This is a genomic window from Pseudomonas sp. SIMBA_068 (assembly GCF_046534705.1).
Classification (GTDB): Bacteria; Pseudomonadota; Gammaproteobacteria; order Pseudomonadales; family Pseudomonadaceae; genus Aquipseudomonas; species Aquipseudomonas putida.
This window is the reverse complement of the sequence record NZ_JAWRYI010001056.1, coordinates 1-254: the sequence shown is the minus strand read 5'-3', so window position 1 is coordinate 254 and position 254 is coordinate 1. Positions and strand designations below refer to the sequence as shown.

The following is a 254-nucleotide window of genomic DNA, read 5'->3' as shown; positions in this document are numbered from 1 at the left end:
CGGACCACCGCGTGTTGCAACTGGCCTTGGCGCCAGTCGACCCAGAACTCGCCCCCGGCGCGCAATGCGTCAGCCTGCCACTGGCCCAGCAGACGCGGCGGCAACCAGCGCGCCCAATCGCTCTGCGGCAGGCTCAGGTATGCCGCAACCTCAGCGTCTTGCCAGGCTTTGGCCGACGCGCGGCTGCGCAGGTTCAGCGCCAGGGGCTGGCCGTCCGGCAGGGTTGCGCGCACGTCGAGGGCCTGGCGCGAGGC

Annotated in this window: 1 protein-coding gene; it reads right to left on the bottom strand. The window is 72.4% G+C overall.

Annotation, left to right across the window (positions count from 1 at the left end; genetic code table 11):
- Positions 1-254, bottom strand: a 254-nt coding sequence (locus tag SB756_RS32675) for a hypothetical protein (protein WP_410913588.1), incomplete at both ends; no start/stop codon positions are given.